Origin of the sequence: Devosia insulae DS-56, assembly GCF_000970465.2 — a bacterium.
In the GTDB taxonomy this organism is placed as follows: Bacteria; Pseudomonadota; Alphaproteobacteria; order Rhizobiales; family Devosiaceae; genus Devosia_A; species Devosia_A insulae.
Window position 1 is genome coordinate 1 of record NZ_LAJE02000235.1, and the last position, 17,293, is coordinate 17,293.

General features: G+C 64.4%; 15 protein-coding genes and 1 pseudogene. 12 read left to right on the forward strand and 4 right to left on the reverse strand.

Going from position 1 to position 17,293, the window contains the following annotated elements:
• Positions 1-90 precede the first annotated feature (90 nt).
• Positions 91-1,354: pseudogene (locus VW23_RS16745) on the forward strand (DUF763 domain-containing protein).
• Between the two features lie 12 nt (positions 1,355-1,366).
• Complete coding sequence (locus VW23_RS16750) at positions 1,367-2,146, forward strand: hypothetical protein (RefSeq protein WP_069910691.1); 780 nt, start codon at positions 1,367-1,369, stop codon at positions 2,144-2,146.
• Between the two features lie 243 nt (positions 2,147-2,389).
• Here the strand turns inward: VW23_RS16750 and VW23_RS16755 are convergent, their stop codons facing one another.
• Positions 2,390-3,457: a LacI family DNA-binding transcriptional regulator gene (locus tag VW23_RS16755; protein WP_069910692.1), complete on the reverse strand. Its 1,068-nt coding sequence runs from the start codon at positions 3,455-3,457 to the stop codon at positions 2,390-2,392.
• Between the two features lie 379 nt (positions 3,458-3,836).
• Here VW23_RS16755 and VW23_RS16760 point away from each other — a divergent pair, with 379 nt between their 5' ends.
• Together VW23_RS16760 and VW23_RS16765 are read left to right on the forward strand one after the other, a co-directional pair.
• A complete protein-coding gene (locus VW23_RS16760) occupies positions 3,837-4,301 on the forward strand; it encodes a hypothetical protein (RefSeq protein ID WP_069910712.1) in 465 nt (154 codons plus the stop codon).
• A 15-nt stretch (positions 4,302-4,316) separates the two neighbouring features.
• Positions 4,317-4,595 (forward strand): DUF4242 domain-containing protein, encoded by a 279-nt coding sequence (locus tag VW23_RS16765; protein ID WP_069910693.1) that lies wholly within the window; start codon positions 4,317-4,319, stop codon positions 4,593-4,595.
• 54 nt (positions 4,596-4,649) lie between these two features.
• Here the strand turns inward: VW23_RS16765 and VW23_RS16770 are convergent, their stop codons facing one another.
• On the reverse strand, positions 4,650-5,852 hold the full coding sequence (locus tag VW23_RS16770) for a mandelate racemase/muconate lactonizing enzyme family protein (protein ID WP_069910694.1): 1,203 nt from the start codon (positions 5,850-5,852) through the stop codon (positions 4,650-4,652).
• Positions 5,853-5,965: 113 nt separating this feature from the next.
• On the reverse strand, positions 5,966-6,658 hold the full coding sequence (locus VW23_RS16775; RefSeq protein WP_055873509.1) for a GntR family transcriptional regulator: 693 nt from the start codon (positions 6,656-6,658) through the stop codon (positions 5,966-5,968).
• 238 nt (positions 6,659-6,896) lie between these two features.
• Between VW23_RS16775 and VW23_RS16780 the strand changes: the two genes are divergently transcribed.
• From VW23_RS16780 to VW23_RS16815, 8 genes are all read left to right on the forward strand, one after another.
• Positions 6,897-8,387, forward strand: coding sequence for an extracellular solute-binding protein (locus tag VW23_RS16780; protein ID WP_425285215.1), 1,491 nt, complete (start codon positions 6,897-6,899; stop codon positions 8,385-8,387).
• A gap of 75 nt (positions 8,388-8,462) precedes the next feature.
• A complete protein-coding gene (locus VW23_RS16785) occupies positions 8,463-9,422 on the forward strand; it encodes a carbohydrate ABC transporter permease (RefSeq protein WP_069910695.1) in 960 nt (319 codons plus the stop codon).
• On the forward strand, positions 9,419-10,300 hold the full coding sequence (locus tag VW23_RS16790; RefSeq protein WP_069910696.1) for a carbohydrate ABC transporter permease: 882 nt from the start codon (positions 9,419-9,421) through the stop codon (positions 10,298-10,300). The genes VW23_RS16785 and VW23_RS16790 overlap by 4 nt, the downstream gene beginning before the upstream one ends.
• A gap of 23 nt (positions 10,301-10,323) precedes the next feature.
• Complete coding sequence (locus VW23_RS16795; RefSeq protein ID WP_069910697.1) at positions 10,324-11,421, forward strand: ABC transporter ATP-binding protein; 1,098 nt, start codon at positions 10,324-10,326, stop codon at positions 11,419-11,421.
• A gap of 71 nt (positions 11,422-11,492) precedes the next feature.
• Positions 11,493-12,848 carry a mandelate racemase/muconate lactonizing enzyme family protein gene (locus VW23_RS16800; protein ID WP_069910698.1) on the forward strand — a complete coding sequence of 452 codons (1,356 nt, stop codon included), beginning with the start codon at positions 11,493-11,495 and terminating at the stop codon, positions 12,846-12,848.
• 22 nt (positions 12,849-12,870) lie between these two features.
• Entirely contained in the window at positions 12,871-14,085 is a 1,215-nt protein-coding gene (gene manD / locus VW23_RS16805) for a D-mannonate dehydratase ManD (protein WP_069910699.1), read from the forward strand.
• Between the two features lie 10 nt (positions 14,086-14,095).
• Positions 14,096-15,253, forward strand: a complete 1,158-nt coding sequence (locus VW23_RS16810; RefSeq protein ID WP_069910700.1) for a mandelate racemase/muconate lactonizing enzyme family protein — start codon at positions 14,096-14,098, stop codon at positions 15,251-15,253.
• 28 nt (positions 15,254-15,281) lie between these two features.
• Complete coding sequence (locus VW23_RS16815; protein WP_244488391.1) at positions 15,282-16,052, forward strand: ribonuclease activity regulator RraA; 771 nt, start codon at positions 15,282-15,284, stop codon at positions 16,050-16,052.
• A 111-nt stretch (positions 16,053-16,163) separates the two neighbouring features.
• Here the strand turns inward: VW23_RS16815 and VW23_RS16820 are convergent, their stop codons facing one another.
• Positions 16,164-17,156 (reverse strand): protein NO VEIN domain-containing protein, encoded by a 993-nt coding sequence (locus VW23_RS16820; RefSeq protein WP_069910714.1) that lies wholly within the window; start codon positions 17,154-17,156, stop codon positions 16,164-16,166.
• Positions 17,157-17,293: the final 137 nt, after the last annotated feature.

The following is a 17,293-nucleotide window of genomic DNA, read 5'->3' on the forward strand; positions in this document are numbered from 1 at the left end:
GGGACAGGGGTGGGGGTCCACAGCTACCAGCTCCAGTTTGTTTCTCTTTTGTTCCCATGCTACAATCGCCGGCGAACAAGGAAACTTCCCATGGCCAATCGAGGCGGGAGCGCCGATCTGCCCTTGCATGGCGGGCGGGTGCCGAAATGGTTGAGCGAGCGCATGGCGCGGCTCGGGGCGGTGATCTGCCAGGCCATCGTCTTGGAGTATGGCCGCGACGAGCTGCTGAGCCGGCTGGCCCATCCCGTTCTGGTTCCAGTCGTTCGGTGCGGTGATGGGGATGGATTGGCACTCCTCCGGCATCACCACCAGCGTCATCGGCGCGCTGAAGGGCGGCCTCCGGCCGCTGGAGCGCGAGCTGGGCCTGCATGTCTGCGGCGGACGCGGCCGGCATTCACGCAAGACCCCGGACGAACTGGTGGCGATCGGCAACCGGGTCGGCTTCGATGGCGCAGCGCTGGCCAGGGCCAGCCGGCTGGTGGCGAAGGTCGATAGCGCCGCGGTGCAGGACGGGTTCGAGCTTTATCTCCACGGTTTCATCGTCGCCGATGACGGCCATTGGGTGGTGGTGCAGCAGGGGATGAAGGGCGATGCCAAAACCGCGCGACGCTACCACTGGCGCTCGGAGGGGTTGCGCAGTTTTGTCGAGCAGCCGCACGCCGCGATCGAGGGCGTCGGGCAGGGGACGATCGTCAACCTGACCGATGTTCGGGCGGCGCGCTCGCGCAGCTCGCAGGTCGATATTTTGGGCCGCATGGGACCGGACGCCATCGTGCGCGAGGTCGGTCGCATCGAGGGGATCGTCGAACCGGCGCCGGTGGAAGACGACCAGCTGATGCTGCCGCATCTGGTGATGCCGGAGCACCACGATATCCGCCCCAAGGACGTGATGCTGCGCCGCCTGCACGGCAGCCTCGCCGCGGCGGCCGACCGGGCGCCCACCGATTTCACCGAATTGCTGCTGGTGCCGGGGGTTGGCGCCCGCACCGTGCGGGCGCTGGCCCAGGTGGCCGAAGTCGTGCATGGCGCGCCGCACCGCTTCGCCGATCCGGCCCGCTTCGCCATGGCGCATGGCGGCAAGGATGCGCATCCGTTCCCGGTGCCGCTGAAAGTCTACGACGAGACCATCCGGGTGCTGAAATCGGCGGTCGGCAAAGCCAAGCTCGGTCGCGACGAGGAGCTCGACGCGATCAAACGGCTCGACCGGCAATCGCGCCAGCTCGAGGCCGGCGCCACCGGCCCGAGCTTTAACGAGTTCATCGCCGAGGAACGGCGCCGGGCCCCCGAGTATGGCGGGCGCACCGTATTCGATGACCTGCCCAGCGCTTATGCTCGGGCGAAGATGCGGGTGTAATCCGGGAATCACATGGCTGTCGCCGAGGATCAGTTTGCCATCGTCTCGGCCGAACAGCGGCCGGACCTGGTGCCGGCATTCGCCGCGCTGGCTGCGCCGGTCTGGCCGGCTTTCATCGATGGCGATACCGTCGTCATCGACCATTGGGATCGCCTCTTCGAGGCTGCCCTGTCGCGGTTCCAGTTCGTCGTGCTGCGTACCGCGCCCTCCGGGGCCGAGCAGGTGGTGGCAACCTCCAACAGCATTCCCTTCGCCTGGGCCCAGCCCGAGGACGACAGCTCGCTGCCCGATGCTGGCTGGGATGCGGCCCTTGCGGCCGGCGTCGATGCCATTGCCTCCGGCGCCAAGCCCAATGCGCTCTCAGCGCTGTCGATCGTCGTGGCGCCCGAGTTGCGCGGCTCCGACCTGGCCGAGCGGTTGCTACGCAACATGAAGGCCTGCGCCAACCTGAACGGCCTCGGTGCGCTGGTGGCGCCGGTCCGTCCGACGCGCAAGCCGGCCTATCCGCTGACCTCGTTCGAGGACTACCTGAGCTGGACGACCCATGACGGTGCGCCGTTCGATCCCTGGGTGCGCAAGCACTGGCAGCTCGGAGCCCGCATCGTGAAGGTGGCCCCCCGCTCGATGACCGTCGTGGCGCCGCTGTCCCAGTGGACGGAGTGGACCGGCCTCCGCTTTCCAGTGTCAGGCCGCTATCATCTGCCCGGCGGTCTGGCGCCGCTCGTCGCCGACCGCCTCGCCGGGACCGGGCTCTACGAAGAGCCCAATGTCTGGATGCGGCATCCGCTGTAGTCGCGAACTACGGCGCCTCGTTCAGCGGCTCTGCTGCACGGCGACAAGGCGCCTCTGATGAAACACCGGCGGTGCCTCTCGCGTCCCCTCGCCCCTCTGGGGAGAGGGTCAGGGTGAGGGGCGCCAAGCACACGGTGCGGAAGACTAAGCGAACTCGGTGTAAAGGGCTTCCACCTCCACTCGCTTGGCGCCCCCTCACCCCAGCCCTCTCCCCAGAGGGGCGAGGGGCGCCGCGGCGCGACCTCAGCCAGCCCCCACCAACCCAGTCGATCCCCGAACCTTCAGCTCCACCGGCAGCTCGATGTGCTGCGGCGGGCCGCCGGAGAACAGCATCCTTGTCGCAAGGCGCGCCGTTTCGGCCACCGGGGCGGCGATCACTGTCAGCGGCGGGTCGCTCAGCGCCGCCTCGGGCGGATCGTCGAAGCCGGCGACTGAGAGCTCGCTGGGAACGGCGATGCCGCGGCGCTTCGCTTCGGCAACGACGCCGACGGCCAACTCGCCGCCGAGCACTATCACCGCCGTGGCGCCGTTCAACTCGTCGAGCACCAGGCCGGCCGCGTCCCCATAGAGCCGGGTTTCTTCTTCGCTGCCACAGGCCTCGACAATCGGCATGTCGTTGAGCGACAAGCCGGTTTCGGCTAGCGCCTCGGCCACGCCGGCGAGGCGCTGCTCGTCGATCTCATAGGTCGAGATCAGCCGGCGCGGCGCGCCGGTGGCGCGGTGGAGGATCGGCGCGACGTAGCTGCGCCCCAGCGTCGTCACCATGAAGCGACGGTGCCCGAGTTCGAGCAGGTGGCGCGCCAGCGCATAGGCGCCGCCGCGATCATCGATGCTGACCGAGCTGACATCGGCATCCTCGATCCGGTCCATCACCACGATCGGCATCTTGGCGCGCAGCGCCGGATCGACTGCCCGCACCTGGTCGGCGGTATGGAGGATCAACCCATCGACGATGGTCCGCCGGATGGTCTCGGCTCCCGCCTCGCCATAGCCGTCGATCAGCTGGATAGCGGTGCGGTGCGCCTGGCACTCCTCGGCGACGCCGGCGAGGAAGCGCCGCATATAGGGGTTGTCGAACACCCAGGTGATGCCTTCGCCCGAGGGCACCACGCCGATGACATTGGCCTTGCCACTGCTGAGCAGACGCCCGCGCGGATCCGGCCCGGCGAAGCCCAGTTCGCGCGCCACCTGCTCGATCCGGGCCCGCACTTCCGGCCGCACCCGCTCGGGGTGGTTGAAGACGTTGGCCACCGTGGATTTCGAGACCTGGGCAGCCTGAGCGACGTCCAGCAGCGTGACGGGCGATTTCATGGCGCCACCGTAGCAGAGACTTGCACCGGTGCAAAATACTGCTTGACTCTTTCCTCCGAGAAGCGCATTTGCCGCGCCAAGGGGAAATTGCACCGGTGCAAAAGCGCTGCAGACGCTCGTTGCACATAAAGGAGAATGCGCAATGTTGCGCCATGTCGAAGACTACACTGCCCGGCGGATGCCGGATCGCAACGGCACCATCCGTGTCGCCGTCTCAACCGCTCTCGCCGTGCTGGTGCTGCTCGCCGGCCCGGCAACTGCTCATAGCGGGCACGCCGAAGCCGGCGTCACCATGCCGTCGAGTTACGTCCCGTACCAGGGCAATCTCGGCGACCCGGCGGGCCTCACCAGTTCTGCGCCGCGCCAGCGCGGCAAGGCGATGCTCGTCGCCCATGCGGCTCATGCCGGGGTGGAGGCGGAGAATCCGCTCGCCGGCAAGGTACGCGAGGCGAATGCCCGCTTCACCGATGTCGGTGTGGCGACGGCCGAAGGCTATGCCCCGATCCCCTGCGTCTCGGGTGTCGAGGGTGGAGCCATGGGCATCCACTACGTCAACGGCGCCCTGATCGAGGACGGCGTCGTCGATATCGGTAAGCCCGAAGCGGTGATGTACGAGCCGCAGGCCGATGGCAGCCTCGAGCTGGTGGCGGTCGAGTACATCACCACCACGGGCCCGGCCAATCTCGACGGGCACCTGTTCAGCTTCACCAACGCGCCCAACCGCTACGGCCTGCCGCCCTTCTATGAGCTGCATGTCTGGGCCTGGCGCGCCAACCCCACCGGCACCTTTGCCGACATGAACCCCAACGTCTCCTGCGACGCGACCGTCGCAGCCAGCAACTGAGAAGGACAAACCCAAATGAAACGCTATGTGATTGAACGCATGATCCCCGGTGTCGGCAAGCTGTCGGCTGAGGAATATCGCGACGCGGCGGCCGTCTCGAACGAGGCGCTGGCCAAGCTCGCGCCCAAGGTGCAGTGGGTGCACTCCTACTTCGCCGACGACATGACCTATTGCGTCTATCTCGCCGAGGACCCCGAGGACATCCGGCGCCACGCCGAGCTCAGCGGCTTTCCGGCCAACAAGATCACCCAGATCAAGGTGGTGGTCGATCCGGCCACGGCCGAAGCGGCATAAAGCAACGGGCCGGGCGGTGGAAGCCGCCCGGCCCGAATGTCATCTCGGCAACGCTCAGTCGAAGAAGCCGGCGTCCTCTTCCTTGAGGTAGCGCTTGGCTGCCTTGGCATCGATATCGAGGCCGAGGCCCGGTCCGGGCAGCAGGTCGACATGGCTGTCGACGACGATCGGGCCGGAGGGCAGGCCCGTGACGATCTCGTTCCAGAACTCGTCGGAGGCTGACGGGTACTCGAAGGCAATGTAATTGGCCGGCAGCGTGGCGCAGACATTGATCAGCGCGCCGAGCCCAAGCAGGCCGTTCGCGGTGCCGTGCGGCGCCATCATGATCGAGTGCATATAGGCGTGCTCGGCCACCCACTTGAGCTCGGCAATGCCGCCGATATCGGCCGGGTCGGGGCCGACGACGCGCACTGCCTGGGTCTCGATCAGTTCCTTGAAATTGTGGCGCAGGTAGATCTGCTCGCCGGTATGGATCGGCGTGGTGGTCGAGTTGGTCAGCTCACGATAGGCCTGCGGGTTGACCCACGGCACGTAGTCGCCGGTGAGCATGTCCTCGAGCCACATGATGTTATACTTCTCGACCGCATTGGCGAACTTGATGGCGTCGTTGAGGAACCAGCCCGGGCCGCAGTCGAGCGCCAGGCTCACCTTGTCGCCCAGCGCTTCCTTCATCGCGATGACGCAGTCGAGCAGGTAGTTGAAGCCGTGCTCGGAGATCTGCCCCTGATCCATGGCGCCGTGGTAGCCGGACTTCTTGGCCGTAGGTCCGTAGTGGAAATCGGGGTAGCTGTCCTTCTGGGATGAGTGGAAGCTCAGCCCCTGCTTGACCATGAAGAAGTTCTGCGGCTGCTCGGCCATCCACTTGACGTCGGCGGCAAAGTCCTCGGGCCGGTCGCCCGAGCGCTTGCGGCGCACCGAACCGTTATAGACGCGCACCTTGTCGCGCACCTTGCCGCCGAGCAGCTTATAGGCCGGGACACCGGCGGCCTTGCCGGCAATGTCCCACAGTGCATGCTCGATCACCGATACCGCCGCGCCATAGGGCTTGAAGCTGCCGCGCTGGCGGATCTTCATCATGCAGCGCTCGACATCGGTCGGGTCCTCACCGATCAGGGCGTCGCGGAAATGCAGGATGAACGGCTTCAGGTAGGTCTTGGTATACTCCACCTCGCCGATGCCATAGATGCCCTCGTCGGTGACGATGCGGACGATCGGATGCTTGCCGATGACGGCAACGCGCAGGTCGGTGATCTTCATGATAACTCCTCGTGCCTGCCGGGCGGCAGGCGTCTCCCAGTCTGGCCGCCGGGGAGGCAGCCCCTCAAATAACTTTCGGCCGGCGGGACGGACCTCCCGCTGGCCCCAACACCCTATCGGCGCAGGCTCCTCTGGGCGACGCCCATCTGCTCGATGATGTGGCGCCCCGAGCCCTCGACGTGGCGGGCAACGACTGCGGCGGCGCCGTCGGCATCCTGCGCCCGGATCCGGTCGATCAGGTCGCGATGCTCGCGCAGCACCGATTGGCGACGGCTCAGCGAGGTCGGAAAGCGCCGGCTGATGGCGCGCAGGATCTCGCGATGCTTCCACCACAATTCGGCGGCGTGGCGGTTGTAATGGCGGTCATAGATGAACTGGTGAAAGCGCGTGTCGAGCCGGCCATGCAGCATCGGATCGGCAAAGTTCAGCGCCTCGATCTCGGCCTGGATGCGTTCCAGCTCGAGGATGTCGGCGTCCGAGACGATCGACACGAACCAGCGGGTCAGCGCCGGCTCGATCAGCATCTCGATCTCGATGATGTCGCGCACGAAATCGGCATCGATCGGCCGCACCCGCGCCCCGCGGTTGGGCTCGATCAGCACGAAGCCCTCGCCGCGCAGCTGCTGCAGCGCCTCGCGCACCGGGTTGGTCGAAGTCTGGTAGTGCTCGGCGAGGTCGGCGACCTTCAGCCGCTCATTGGGCCCCAACCGTCCCGAAACGATGTCCTCACGGATCATTTCGTAGACGGAGGCCTGCTGCTCGAGGGTCTCCTCGGGCTGGTCCGACTTGACGGTCACCTCGCTCATCGGTTCTGTTTATGCAGCTTTTTTGGGCAAGCCAAGCCCCGTTCGCACGCAAAGCGCGCAAAATAATGTACGACTTTGGTGATGTTGACATACAGGTCGTTTGCTGGAAATCTGCCATACCAGTTGGGAAAAGCCGGCCTCAAGCCCGGCTCCCGAGGCGAGAACAGCGCACGCTGTAACGGGCTTTGCCACGGCCATGGGCCGGGCGCGGTCCTGATTTGAGGAGGAGGATTTCTCAATGCATACGAACACCGGCCGGCGTCTGCTTGGCCTTTCGATGGCGGTGCTGAGCGCTGCCACCATGCTGACCACGGCAACCACCGCGTCCTACGCCCAGAGCGTGGACCTGTCGAAGTGGTCGCCGGAATACGTCAAGTCGATCGCCGGCACCAAGCAATTCGACGCGGCCAAGGATTGTGGCGCGGTCGTCCCGAACGACTACACCGGTTCGGTCAGCTACTGGTACACCGGCCCGTTCGAAGCCGACCCGCAGATCGCGCACGACCAGGACAAGGCGTTCTGGGAGGCGTTCAAGGCCGCCTATCCGAACATCACCACCGAAGTCCAGTCGATCACCTATAACGAGCTGCTCGACAAGTTCCGCACCTCGCTGCTCGGCAATTCGGCGCCGGCCGTCATCCGCCTGCAGATCCTGGGTGGCGTCGAGTTCGCCGCCAAGGGCTACCTGCAGCCGCTGAAGCCGGAAGATATCGGCCTGACCGCTGCCGATTTCTGGCCCGGCGCGCTGAAGTCGGTGACCTATGAGGGCGTCACCTACGGCCTGCCGACCAACAACGAGACCATGGCGCTGATCTGGAACGCCAAGGTGTTCAAGGATGCCGGCCTCGATCCGGAGAATCCGCCGGCCACCTGGGACGATGTCGTCGCCTATTCCAAGACCATCCACGAAAAGCTCGGCATTCCGGGCTACGGCCTCGTCGCCAAGCAGAACGCCGGCAACACCCCGTTCCGCTTCATGCCGCAGCTCTGGGCCTACGGCGGCGGCGCCCTCGACGAAGCCTCGGCCGAGCCGGGCTACAAGGATGTCTGGATCAACAACGAAGGCTCGAAGAAAGCGCTGCAGGCGGCTTACCAGATGTACGCCGTCGACAAGTCGGTCCCGACTTCGGCGCTGACCAACACGCAGGGTGAAAACCAGGCGCCGTTCATCGCCGGCAAGCTCGGCATGATGATCGCCCACCCGGCCGAATACGCCAAGATGAACGACCTCGCGTCCAAGGCGACCGGCACCGATAAGACGGTGGCCGACGAAGTGGTCGCCAACATGCGCTACGGCCTGATCCCGACCGGTCCGGACGGCAAGCGCGCCGTGGTGTTCGGCGGCTCCAACATCCACGTGGTGAAGCCCGAGTTCGTGCAGGGCGGCAAGGTGGACGAGCAGGCCGTCAAGGCGCTGATCTGCTTCTGGGACAGCCCGGAATGGTCGACCAAGCTCGCCTGGGTCGGCTCCAACCCCGGTAACGTCAATGGCTTCCTCACCGATGCCATGAAGGAACGCCTCGACACCATCAAGTTCCTCGACGTCACCACCTCGATGCTGCCCAACGGTATCCCGTTCCCGGTGATCCCGCAGGCTCCGGAAATCATGAACATCATCGTTCCGGATATGCTGCAGAACGCCCTTACCGGCAGCATGACCGTCGACCAGGCGGTCGAGGATGCGGCCACCAAGGTGAAGGCCATCGTCGACGGCGGCGGCGGCATCTGATCGGCTGACTGAGACACGCTCGGACCGGCGGCGCGCGCCGCCGGTCTCTTATCTTCACAACCAGGGTTATGCGCTGTGAGCACTGTTCCGGGACAAGCCATCTTTCGCGACGTACCCGAGCCCAGGCGCGTCGGCCTGAGCCAGAAGGTGTGGAACAGCCGCTTCGATTATCTCTATGTGGCGCCCGCGCTGATCGTGATGCTGATCGTCATCGGCTATCCGATCTACTACACCATCGAGCTGAGCTTCTTTAACACCCCCGCCAGCCTGGCGCTCAGCGCCAAGCAGTTCAACGGCCTCGACAATTACGTCACCATCCTGACCAGCCCGGTGTTCTGGAAGGTCACCTGGCAGACCGTGTTGTGGACGGTGCTGTCCACCTGCTTCGCCTTCATGATCGGGCTCGGCGCCGCGCTGGCGCTGCATCGCGAGTTCGCCGGCCGCGGGGTGCTGCGGGCATTGCTGCTCATTCCGTGGGTGGTGAGCGCCGTGGCCGCCTCCTATGTGTGGAAGTGGCTCTATCACTCCGATTTCGGCGCTATCAGCGCCATGCTCACCCAGGTCGGGCTGATCGACAAGCCGATCAACTTCGTCGACAACACCAACACCTCGCTCTACGCGCTGATCGTCGTGAACGTGTGGAAGGAATTCTCCTTCGCCATGATCATGCTGATGGCCGGCCTGCAGACCGTGCCCGACACCCTGCTGCGCGCCGCGCAGGTCGATGGCGCGAGCCCGTGGCAGCGCTTCTGGCACGTCACCTTCCCGCACCTGCAGGGTGTGTCGATGGTCACCCTGCTGCTGCTCGCGGTGCAGAACTTCAACTCCTTCATCATCCCCTGGATCATGACCGGCGGCGGCCCGGCCGGCTCGTCGGATATCTGGATCACCCACATCTACCAGCTCGCTTTCGGGCGGCAGCGCTGGGGCGTCGCCTCGGCTTATGCGGTGATCCTGTTCCTCGTGATGATGGTGCTCGGCTACTTCTACGTCCGCGCATTGACCAAGGGCGATGACGCGAGGGCCGGAGCATGACCGCCATGGAAATGAGTGCCGGCGCCGCCAAGCGTCGTGGTGCCGGGGGCTGGCGCTGGAGCGGGCGCATCTTCCTCCTGCTGCTGCTCGGCTTCACCGTGATGCCGATGATCTGGATGTTCATCACCTCGCTGAAGACCGGCTTTGCCGCCATGCAGTACCCGCCGCAATGGTGGCCGGCCGAGCCGACGCTGGAGAACTACTGGCGGCTGATCGACCCCTCGGGCAATGTCGGTCGCGACTTCATCCAGTATTTCTGGAACAGCATCTGGGTCTCGACCCTCACCACCATTCTCGCGGTGGTGGTAGCGGTGCCGGCGGCCTACGCCTTTTCGCGCTTCCGCTTCCCCGGCCGCAACTTCCTGTTCTTCGCCGTGCTGCTCCGCAACATGTTCCCCGCCGTGGTGTTCCTCGTGCCGCTGTTCATCCTGATGAAGGCGCTTGGCCTGGTGAACACCCATGGCTCGCTGATCCTAACCTATCTGACCTTCGGCCTGCCGCTCGCCATCTGGCTGCTCAAGGGGTTCTACGACAACATCCCGGTGCAGCTCGAACAGGCGGCCCGCATCGATGGCGCGACGCGCTTCCAGGCGTTCCTGCTGATCGTCATGCCGCTGTCGACGCCGGGCATCATCGCCACCTCGATCTACAGCTTCATCGGCGCCTGGAACGAGTACATCTACGCCTACACCTTCCTCACCCGGCACGATCAGATGACCCTGCCGGTCGGCATCCAGCGCTTCTTCTCGGAGAATGCGACGGATTGGCCGGGGCTGATGGCCGCCACTTTCATGATGAGCATCCCCGTCGTGGTGCTGTTCCTCGTCCTGCAACGCTACTTCGTGCGCGCCCTGACCGAGGGCGCCGTGAAGCACTAACGGAAAGCTCAAGGAAAACCCATATGGCTCAGGTTATCCTCAAGGACGTGGTCAAGAATTACGGCGATGTCTACGCCGTGAACCACGTGTCGCTGACCGTCGAGGACGGGGAGTTCGTCGCCCTGGTTGGCCCCTCCGGTTGCGGCAAGACCACGACGCTCAACCTCGTCGCCGGCCTCATCCCGATGTCGGGCGGCACTGTCAGCATCGGCGACCGCGACGTCACCGATCTCGACCCCAAGGACCGGGACATCGCCATGGTGTTCCAGAACTATGCGCTCTACCCGCAGAAGTCGGTCTACAAGAACCTCGCCTTCCCGCTGCAGATGCGCAAACTTCCCAAAGAGGAGATCGACAAGCGCGTCCAGGCCGCCGCCAAGACCCTCGATATCGTCCACCTCCTGGAGCGCAAGCCGCGCGAACTGTCGGGCGGCCAGCAGCAGCGCGTGGCGCTGGGCCGGGCGCTGGTACGCGAGCCGCGTGCCTTCCTGATGGATGAGCCGCTCTCCAACCTCGACGCCAAGCTGCGCGTGCAGATGCGCTCCGAGATCAAGCGTTTCCACCAGGATCTCAACGCCACCATCATCTACGTGACGCACGACCAGCTCGAGGCCGTCACCATGTCCGACAAGATGGCAGTGATGAATGGCGGGTTCCTGCAGCAATATGACAGCCCGGCCAACGTCTTCGCCAACCCGGTGAATATGTTTGTCGCGAGCTTCGTCGGCTCGCCCGCCATGAGTCTCGTGCCGCTGACCGCTGCATCGAAGGATGGCCGGGTGGTGCTCACCGGCCCCGAGGGCTGGGAGATGCCGCTCTCCGACGCCAATGGCCGGAAGGCGCTGAGCGCCAAATCCAGCAAGGTGGTGCTGGGCGGCCGCCACTCGACCATCAAGGTACACAAGTCTCAGGTGCCGGGCTCGGTGCCGGGCAAGGTCTATACCGTGGAGCCGACCGGCGACGTTACCTTCGCCCAGGTCTTCGTCTCTGGCGCCGTGGTCAATGTCAGCGTCGCCCCGACCTTCCAGCTCAGGCCCGACGAGCCGGTATTCCTCGAGTTCGATCAGGACCGCATGCATCTGTTCGACGGCGAAACCGAAATGGCGCTCAGGCTCCAGTAGCGCCGCCAGCCGATTTGTCCTTCCATCGGGCGGCCCGGTAGCGACCGCTCCCCAGCCGAGGCCTCACCCCAATGACTTCGAACCCTGCCGAAGACGCGCTTAACCGCGTCAACACCAGTTCCCGCCCGTCAGAGCTCCGGATCACCGATATCCGGGTCGCCGAGATCACCGGCGCGCCGTTCCGCTCGGCGCTGCTGAAGATCTATACCAACCAGGGCATCGTCGGCTTAGGCGAAGTGCGCGACGGCGCCAGCGCCACCTATGCGCTGATGCTGAAATCCCGCCTGCTCGGCGAGAACCCCTGCGATGTCGATCGGCTGTTCCGTCGCATCAAGCAGTTCGGCGGCCACGGCCGGCAGGGCGGCGGCGTTTCCGCCATCGAGATCGCGCTCTGGGATCTCGCCGGCAAGGCCTATGGCGCACCGATCTACCAGATGCTGGGCGGCAAGTTCCGCGACAAGGTCCGCTGCTATTGCGATACCGACGCCGATCGTCCGAGCGGCACCGAGATGGGCAAGCGCTTGAAGGAGCGCATGGACAAGGGGTTCACCTTCCTCAAGATGGACCTGGGCCTGATGGAAATCGCCCACATCCCCGGCGCCGTCGTCGGCCCGGCGGGCGTACTCGAAGGCTTCAAGCAGCACGCCGGCGGCATTCGCGCCAGCAACAATGAGGAGCGCAAGGCGCGCAACCTCGTCTACGACGCGCAGAACGTCATGCACCCGTTCACTGGCCTGCATTTCTCCGAAAAGGGCCTCGACCTGCTCGAGCAGTACATTGCCGAAGTGCGCGAGGTGATCGGGCCGGAAGTCCCGCTGGCCATCGACCATCTCGGCCATATCTCGCTGCAGGACGGTATCCGGCTGGCACAGCGCATCGAGAAATACACCCCGGCCTGGCTCGAGGACGTGATCCCCTGGCAGCATGCGGAGAGCTATCGCCGGCTGCAGGAAGCGACCTCCGTGCCGATCTGCACCGGCGAGGACATTTACCTCAAGGAAGGTTTTGAGCCGCTGTTCAACGCCGGCATCTCGGTCATCCACCCCGATATCCTCACCACCGGCGGCATCCTCGAAACCAAGAAGATCGGCGACGCGGCGCAGGACCACGGCATCGCCATGGCCATCCACATGGCCGAGAGCCCGATCGCCGCCATTGCCGCCGCCCACATCGCCACCGCCACCGAGAACTTCCTGGCGCTCGAATATCACTCGGTCGACGTGCCGTGGTGGGATGACATCGTCACCGGCTTTGACGGTCCGATCGTCAGGAACGGCTTCATCGAGCTCAGCGACAAGCCGGGCCTCGGCATCGACGACGTCAACGACGAACTGCTGCGGCAGCACCTGCAGCCGGGTGTCACCGACATCTGGCAGCCGACCGACCAGTGGGACAATGACATGTCCTGGGACCGGACCTGGTCCTGATACGCGTGGAGCTGAGCGTCAAATGAAGATCAAGGAAATCAAGGTCATCGTCTGCTCGCCCGGGCGGAACTTCACCACCGTGAAGATCATCACCGACGAGGGCGTCTACGGCATCGGCGACGGCACGGTGAACGGCCGCGAGCTGTCGGTCGCGAGCTACCTCGAGGATCATGTCGCCCCGGCGCTGATCGGTATGGATCCGCTGCGCACCGAGGATATCTGGCAGTATCTCTACAAGGGCGCCTACTGGCGTCGTGGCCCGATCACCATGGCGGCGATTTCGGCCATCGACATGGCGCTGTGGGACATCAAGGCCAAAGTCGCCGGCCTGCCGCTCTACCAGCTGCTCGGCGGCCGCTCGCGCGACAAGGTGATGGTCTACCGCCACGCCTCCGGCCTCGAGATCTCCGAGGTGGTCGAGCGCGTTCTCGCCATCAAGGAAACCGGCGTCGAGGCGATCCGCGCCCAGGTCGCCATCCCCGGCCTGCCGCCGATCTACGGCACCGGCGATTCCACCGATACGGCGGCGCTGAAGGGCCGCGGCGCCATCGTGCCGCACGAGGAAGTCTGGGCGACGCACAAGTACCTGCCACTGGTGCCAAAGCTGTTCGAGAAAGTGCGCGACGCGGTGGGCTGGGACGTGCACCTGTTGCACGATGTGCATCACCGCCTGACCCCGATCGAAGCCGCCCGCCTCGGCAAGGACCTCGAACCCTACCGGCTGTTCTGGCTTGAGGACGCCATCCCGGCCGAACTGCAGGAGGGCTTCCGCATTATCCGCCAGCACACCACACAACCGCTCGCGGTGGGCGAGGTGTTCAATTCGATCTATGACACCCACACGCTGATCACCGAGCAACTGATCGATTATGCGCGCGTCACCTCGACCCATGCGGGCGGTGTCACCGGCATCAAGAAGATCTTCGACCTCGCGGCGATCTACCACGTGAAGTCAGCCTGCCACGGTCCGCAGGACGTCTCGCCCATCGCCATGGGCTGCAACATCCATCTCGACGTGGCGATCCCGAATTTCGGCATCCAGGAATTCGCCAGCTACACCGAGCAAATGTTCGACGTGTTCAAATGCGCCTGGTCGTATGACCGTGGCTACCTGCAGCCGGGCGAAGTACCGGGTCACGGCGTCGATTTCGACGAAAGTCTCGCTGCCAAATACCCCTACAAGCAGGCTTACCTGCCGATCGCCCGTCTCGAAGACGGCGCCATGACCAGCTGGTGAGGAACCAACAGTGAAGATCACCGCCATCAAGCCGTTCCCGGTCTGGGTCGGCCATCGCAACCAGCTGATCGTCAAGATCGAAACCGATGCGGGCATTTTCGGCTGGGGCGAAAGCGGGCTCAGTGGCCGCGAGAAGGCGGTGGTCGGGGCGCTTGAACACTACGCGCAGTTCCTCGTCGGGCGCGACCCGATGCAGATCGGCGCGCTGTGGCAGGAAATGTACCGCAGCCAGTACTTTGAGGGCGGGCGGGTGCTCACCGCGGCGCAGTCGGCGCTCGACATCGCGCTCTACGACATCAAGGGCAAGGCGCTCGGCGTGCCGGTCTACGAACTCCTCGGCGGCAAGCACCGCAACGTCATCCCGACCTTCGCCTCGACCGGTTCGATCAGCGGCGACGAGACCATCGAGGACGCGAAAAAGCTGATGGCCCGCGGCTGGTCCACCATCCGCTTCTTCCCCGCCGAATGGAACGACGCGCAAGGGATTTTCGAGCCGCGCGAGTCGATCGGCAAGACCGCGAAATTCCTGGTGAAGGCGCGCGAGGCGCTGGGCGAAGACGTGGTGCTGGGCATCGATTACCACCACCGGCTGAGCGTCGCCGAGACCGCGAGCTTCTGCCAGAAAATGCCTTCCGGCACCCTCGATTTCCTCGAGGAGCCGATCCGCGACGAGACCCCGGAGGCTTATGAGAACCTCCGGAAACTCACCGACGTGCCCTTCGCCATCGGCGAGGAATTCTCCTCAAAGTGGCAGTTTCTGCCCTATATCGAGCGCGGCATCCATCAGTATAACCGGCTCGACCTCTGCAATGTCGGCGGCTTCACCGAGGCGATGAAGGTCGCCGGCTGGTCCGAGGCGCATTATGTCGACCTGATGCCGCACAACCCGCTCGGCCCGATCTGCACCGCGGCGACCATTCACTTCTCGGCGGCGACGCCGAACTTCTTCGCGCTCGAAGTACGCGCCAACGCCACCGACCTCTATGCCGGCACGCCCACAGGGGAGCTGTTCCCCACCATGCCGCTGCTCGATGGCGCGGTATTCCGGGTGCCGGACGCGCCGGGGCTCGGCATCGAGATCAACGAAAAGCTGCTCGACAAGGACAGCTTCAAGTTCTGGGAGGCGCCCCACCTGAAGCGCCGCGACGGTTCGGTTACGAACTGGTAGACCCGAAACTCATCTGGAGGAGATATTTATGGTCCACATCATGCAAAGCCCGATCCCGGCGTTCAAGCGTCCGAGCAAGGACGTCATCGCCGCGCTGAAGGATATCGGCACCGCCACCGTCGCCGGCTCGCTCGGCCATTCCGGCTTCCGCAACCCGCACATGGTCGGCCCGGTCAGCCAGTATAAGGGCAAGTCCATCGTCGGCACGGCGCTGACGCTGCAGTTCATGCCGCAGCGCCCGGATCTGTTCAGCGAAGGCGAATACTCGGACCCCGAAAAGCAGCTGCATCGCCACGTCCTCTATGAGGTCGAAGAGAACGACGTGGTCGTGGTCGATGCCCGCGGCGACCTGAGCTCGGGCGTCTTCGGCGACATGATGTCGACCTACTTCAAGGGCCGCAAAGGCGCCGGCATCGTCATCGATGGCGTGATGCGCGACAAGCCCAACGTCGACAAGCTCGATCTCGCCATCTGGATGCGCGGCTGGACCCCGAACTATCACGTCCAGGTCTCGATCTGGCCGGCGGCAGTCAACGTGCCGATCTCCTGCGGTGGCGTCATGGTGATCCCGGGCGACATCATCATGGCCGATGACGATGGCGTCGTGGTGTTGCCGCAGTCGATGGCCGAAAAGGTCATCGAGGATTCCAAGAAACACGCCGAGTGGGAAGTGTTCAGCCGCGAAAAGCTCACCGCCGGTGAATCGCTCCGCCGCTACTACCCGCTGCACCCCGATGCCGAAGAAGAATACCAGGCCTGGCGCAAGGCCAAGGGCCTGCCGCCGAGCCCCAGCCACTGAGGCCCGCGACTGGTCGAAACGAGAAGGGCGCCCATGTGGCGCCCTTTTGGTATGGCTGCCCAACCAAGCCAAGAAGACCGGCGAGAACCTTACTTACCCCGGTGGTAGGGACTACGGCACGACGATCGGCCGGCCCAAGAAGACGTATGGCGTCATGTCGAACGTGTCGCTGAGACCTTTCTTGTCGAAGATCGTGACTGTCGGCTCTGAGAGAGCATTAGTGACCATGGCGAGTCGCCAAGCTGGGTCAGCTTGGTATCCGGCGGCATGCTCATTACGGGTTAGGAAGAAGCTTGGGTTATTGCTCGATGTGCCTTTTACCTCGACGTGCAACGCTTCAGTTCCATTGCGAAAAACGAAGTCGTGCCCGCACTTGATCTTCGTTTTGTCCTCGAAATGCCTATACCCTCTGTCGCGGTAGTAGGCGACTACCGCCTCCTCGGCCGCCTTCTCGACTTTCTTGCGATGCTCGGGTGTCCCGAATCCCTTGAGCGGGTCGACGGCATCGAGTTCTGGGTCAGGCTCTCGCTCTTCACTTGGATTGTGAACAGCTACGCCGCGTAACTTTGCTAGTCGCTCCTCCAGCATCGCTAGAACGCGAGCCTTACGCGAAGTCGTCTCAACGGAGGGCCCTGAAAGGAAGGAGAACTTGCCCTGCCTAATGGAAGGGTCGGAGAACGGGAGCGTCCTATCCGATGGCGGAATGAAGAAGGCAGACTTACTTCGGATGCAGTAGGACCACTCATACGCGGAGGTCGCGCCGCCGACGTCGTCTGAATGGTTGCCCGGCGGCTTCTGCCATTGACCTAGAAGCGTAGCGTTCTCGTACCAGCCGACTATGTGTATGCCGGCGTACCGAGGGTTCTTGGCTAGGCAAATGACGGTCCAACCCTCGTTGTCCTCGTTCCACGGTGCATATTCTTTCGTTTGAGGCGGTACATAGCAATAGTAGGTGCCGTCGAAAGGCATGAAATTGAAGGCCTCGTGTCCTCGCCCTTCGGAGCTGCTTCCCTTCGCCTCCTTCAGCCAGCCAAAATTCCCGTCAACCACACCGCCGCGATAATAATCCGACCAACCGAATTTGACCCAAACGACCTTCTTCATCCCAACCCCCCGACAGTCTTTGCCGCGTAACTGGTAAGCCACTTTTCGACCGCCCACCATATGGTCAGCACCTCTTCCAGCCCTGGCCGCCGCGGGATCGCAGGTGAAGCTGGTTCCTAGCGGGCCGCATAGGTGCG